This is a genomic window from Streptococcus moroccensis, assembly GCF_030812835.1.
In the GTDB taxonomy this organism is placed as follows: domain Bacteria; phylum Bacillota; class Bacilli; order Lactobacillales; family Streptococcaceae; genus Streptococcus; species Streptococcus moroccensis.
In genome coordinates, this window is record NZ_JAUSTM010000046.1 from 1 (window position 1) to 4,553 (window position 4,553).

Consider the following 4,553-nt stretch of genomic DNA (forward strand, 5'->3'; position numbering starts at 1 on the left):
GAACAAAGTGAAAGCCAGCGTCTTTAGGCGCTGGCTGGTGATGTGGGCTTATAGCCCCTGTTCAAACCACCCGTTAGACGGGTGGTCATGATTGTGTCAAGATGAATGATGGATAGACATCAAAGGGGCCATTAACGTGAGTCATGATTTGTTTGGCTATGGTCAGTTATGGCAGGCCTTAGAAATTTTTCATTTAAAGGCTACTGATATTTTGTTTTAACTTTATTTATAATTTAGTATTTACTAAATTAAATAATTATGATATAGTTTGATAAAGTAATTACTAAATAAATAATAAAGCGAAGGTTTTTTATGAAAAAGGTATTGTCCAATAAACTCTATCTATCGGTTTTGTTCACCGACTTGCTCTCTAATTTTGGTGATGTTCTCTATTACATGGCCTTGATGAATTACATCTTGCTCCTGCCAGATACCAAATTGGCTTTGGCACTACTTGGATTCTCTGAAATGATTCCCTTGTTTACACGGATGGTCTTGTCTTATGTGGCAGACCGTAAGGCCAACAAGTTGCAACAGATTGTGGCTACCCAGGTCCTTAGGTGCCTCTTGTATCTTCTGGTCGGTTTTGCCATGTCTTTTACGCCTGCTTTATGGATAGTCCTTGTGGCCATAGTGGTCAATCTGATTTCAGACTTGGCGGGACAATATGAAAATGCTCTTTATCTACCGGTTAGTTTGCGCTTGGTTTCAAATGAAGACCGTGAAGCGGCCTTGGGGTTGAGCATGGGACTAGGAGTGTCAGGTAATATCTTATTCCAAGCTATCGGGGCAAGCTTAATCACAATCTTAGCCTATTCGACCTTGGCCTATGTCAATGCCTTGACCTTCGCCGTGTGTGCTGTTTTGATGGGCTTGCTTCTCCCTAAGATTCAGAGAAAATTAGATGCTAATCCGATTCAGCTAGCGGATAAGAAAGAAGGTATTTTCTCAATTCAGGAATTCAAGGATAGTTTGCAGCTGGTGGTGAAAGAAGTCTTTCGCATCGATGTCTTAAAGCGGGTTTTGATTTTGATTCCCATCATCAATGGCTTGGGAAGTGCAGTTAATACCTTGGTGGTTTTGACCATTTCAGAATTTCCAGATTTTGTGCTGATCAATGCTCCAACAACTATCGCAACGATTAGCATGACCATGAGTATTGGGGCTATTGTGGGTAGTTTAGTGGGATCAAAACTTTTTAAGAAACTGGATATGTTTGCCATCGTTGGTTTTTGTGGCTTCCTACTGGTTTTGGTCTTTTCAAGTTTATTACTTCGCCAGATTTACCTTATTTTACTGATTCTTTTCTTAATTGGAATAATTACTGGCGGTGTCAATCCCAAATTACAGGCCCTCCTGTTTAATCGTTTACCAGAAGAACAGATGGCTTTTATTTCAGGATCGCTTCGTACTTATTTTTCATTGGGGATTGCCCTATCTCGTTTTCTCTTGTCTAGTTTGATGTTGTTTATCCCTCCTGCTAGCTTAGTTTGGGTTTGCCTCTTGCTTTCTCTTGGTCTTGTGGTTTATACTATAAGCACAAGAAAGAAGGTCTAGTATGGAATTTCATTATCACCATTACCGCAGCCAACTGATGGATATTCTCTTTTTTCCGATCATGAAAAAGAGTCTCTTAAAAGAGCAGTTAGATGTGATGCAGGCATCAGAAGTTGAGGCTGTTCAGGATGTCTTGGAGATTTCGGAGCAATTCATCGGACTCCTCCAGCCCTATCAAAAGCGGATTAAAAAATACTTTTTGAAAGTGGGCATCTCTCATCTTCCTGAAATTCTCTATCGCCAACTCTTAGAAGAAGGGCAAGATCCCAAGGACTTAGAGGAACTTTTGGCTTTGTTTGAGGCTTGTTCTGCACAGACTATTCAAGATTTGGTGCTCAGCCTTTTGACAAAGGAAGAAAGGAAAAAGCCACTTGAAGAGGTGGATCTGGTGTCCTTACTGGAACAGCAAGAGATGACTGATGCTGAACGTTGGCGATTTAATTGGGCCTTCCATCATCCAATGGAATTGATCCAGGGCCTCTGTGAGCTCTATCATGATCTTTATCCGCTCTACCAGCCGTTTATGGATAAATACCAAAAAGAGGTAAGGGATTTTGCCCAGACAGTAGACTTGGAAGCACTCTACCAAGATTCAGAATTTGATGTGATGGGTATGCTGTACAATACCCAAAAAACGGATTGTCAGCTCTTTGTCCTGTCGCCTTGGTATATCTTTAACATCATTACTTACGACCCAGATAAGGACAGCCCAGCTTATTTTTACATCTATCCACGGGTTGGCCATTTTCTCAAGACTAGAAGCAAGTTGACTGACAAGACTGTCCGGTTGATGCTAAAAAGTTTGAGTGACGAAAACCGTTACAAAGTGTTACGAGAATTGGTCAAAGAAGATGCTAAGAGCAAGGACATTGCTGAAAAGTTGGGGATTACAGCGGCCAATGTGTCATTTCATACGCAAAAATTGGTCAATGCTCAGCTCCTCTTTTTCAACACGGATCCAGGCTCTAACAATAAGTATCGTCTTAATAAACCAGCCCTAAAAATGCTGCTCGAACAAGTAGCAGAAGATTTTGGGATAAAGGACTAGAAAAAGGTACGCCTCAGGAAATCTGTGAAACACCTAGAGAAGAGAGAGCGAATTATTTATGGTCTAAGGTTTTCCAAAGTTCGTGATTTATTATAGAAATGGCTTCCTTTTTGAAATAGGAAGTCCTTTTTGTTATAATTTTAAAAAAAGTAAAAAAGAGGTCTTGAAATGACAGATATCGATGGCAAAGCTTTAGCAGCAAAACTCCAGGGACAGTTAGCTGAAAAAACAGCTCGTTTGAAAGCTGAAACAGGAATGGTTCCAGGTTTGGTCGTGATTCTTGTTGGCGAAGACCCAGCTAGTCAGGTTTATGTTCGCAATAAAGAACGGTCAGCTCTTGCGGCTGGATTTAAGAGTGAGGTCGTTCGCGTTCCTGAGACGATTACCCAAGAAGAGTTGTTAACTCTAATTTCTAAATACAATCAAGACGCAGATTGGCATGGCATTTTGGTCCAACTGCCTCTGCCAGCTCATATTAATGAAGAAAAGATTCTCTTGGCTATTGATCCGGCCAAGGATGTGGATGGGTTCCACCCCACAAATATGGGGAAACTCTGGAGCGGGCATCCTGTGATGATTCCATCAACGCCTGCTGGCATCATGGAGATGTTTAAGGAGTACAAGATTGACCTTGCTGGTAAGAATGCGGTCGTTATTGGACGCTCTAATATCGTTGGTAAGCCTATGGCGCAGATGCTTCTTGATGCTAATGCGACGGTGACCATTGCTCACTCTAGGACCAAGGATTTACCAGCCCTCGCTCGCCAAGCGGATGTCTTAGTTGTGGCTATTGGTCGCGGTCACTTTGTGACCAAAGACTTTGTCAAACCTGGCGCTGTTGTGATCGATGTTGGGATGAATCGTGATGAAAATGGTAAGTTGATAGGCGATGTGGCCTATGAGGAAGTTGCTGAAGTGGCTAGTTACATCACACCTGTCCCAGGTGGGGTTGGTCCGATGACCATTACCATGCTAATGGAGCAGACCTATAATGCTTGCCTCCTTGCGGGTGTTGCAGATGGTCAAGATTGAGCGCTCGCTCCTGAATCAGGTCATCCAAGTCAGACCTCAGGCCAGCCATAAGGGCGATTATGGTCGCCTCTTGTTATTGGGTGGGTGTTACCCCTATGGTGGGGCCATCCTGATGGCGGCAAAGGCCGCAGTTTATAGTGGAGCTGGCCTTGTGACGGTAGGGACCGAAGTGGCTAATATCACCGCACTTCATGCCCAACTCCCAGAAGCTATGGCTTTTGCTGTGACGGACCGTTCTCTATTAGAGGAGCAGCTGGCCAAAGCTGAGGTTGTGCTTCTTGGACCTGGTTTAGGGGAATCAGATGACGCCTGCCACCTTATGGAGTCAGTCCTTTCAAGCCTTTCGTCAGCTCAAGTGCTAATCCTAGATGGGTCGGCCTTGAGCGTTCTGGCCAAGCATAGGGAGAGGTTTGCTTCCTTGATTTCCTGTCAGCTAGTCTTGACCCCGCATCAGATGGAGTGGGAGCGATTGAGCCAAGTTCCTATTGCTAAGCAGACCCCCGAGCGCAGCTTAAGAGCGCTAGGCAATTTTCCTAAAGGGACGATTCTGGTCGCTAAAGGACCAAGGACAGTGGTGTTGCAAGAGGGTCAGCTTCCTAGAGAACTTACGATTGGTGGTCCTTACCAAGCGACGGGTGGCATGGGTGATACTTTAGCTGGTATCATAGCAGGCTTTATTGGCCAGTTTAAGGGCGAGTTGCTAGATAGGGTGACTGCTGCCGTCTACACACACTCAGCCATTGCAGAGGAACTCAGTCAGTCTCATTACGTGACCTTGCCTAGTCAAATCGCAGAGAAACTGCCAGTATTTATGCACCGCATTTTGCTAAATTTCAAGTAGAAGTTAGCCATTTTTAAGAAACTGTGCAGGAGACAAATAGTTCAGTATTTTCTTAGGATAATGATTGATCCAATT

At 43.7% G+C, this 4,553-nt stretch carries 4 protein-coding genes; all 4 read left to right on the forward strand.

All coding sequences use genetic code 11. The features are described from left to right. Positions 1 to 312: 312 nt before the first annotated feature. The 4 genes from J2S23_RS11080 (at position 313) to J2S23_RS11095 (ending at position 4,478) form a co-directional block, all read left to right on the forward strand. Positions 313 to 1,557 carry an MFS transporter gene (locus J2S23_RS11080; protein ID WP_307122771.1) on the forward strand — a complete coding sequence of 415 codons (1,245 nt, stop codon included), beginning with the start codon at positions 313 to 315 and terminating at the stop codon, positions 1,555 to 1,557. A gap of 1 nt (position 1,558) precedes the next feature. Further along, on the forward strand, positions 1,559 to 2,605 hold the full coding sequence (locus J2S23_RS11085; RefSeq protein ID WP_307122772.1) for an ArsR/SmtB family transcription factor: 1,047 nt from the start codon (positions 1,559 to 1,561) through the stop codon (positions 2,603 to 2,605). 168 nt (positions 2,606 to 2,773) lie between these two features. Next, complete coding sequence (locus J2S23_RS11090) at positions 2,774 to 3,637, forward strand: bifunctional methylenetetrahydrofolate dehydrogenase/methenyltetrahydrofolate cyclohydrolase (protein ID WP_307122773.1); 864 nt, start codon at positions 2,774 to 2,776, stop codon at positions 3,635 to 3,637. After that, positions 3,624 to 4,478 carry an NAD(P)H-hydrate dehydratase gene (locus J2S23_RS11095; RefSeq protein WP_307122774.1) on the forward strand — a complete coding sequence of 285 codons (855 nt, stop codon included), beginning with the start codon at positions 3,624 to 3,626 and terminating at the stop codon, positions 4,476 to 4,478. Before J2S23_RS11090 ends, J2S23_RS11095 begins: the two co-directional genes overlap by 14 nt. The last annotated feature ends 75 nt before the right edge of the window (positions 4,479 to 4,553 follow it).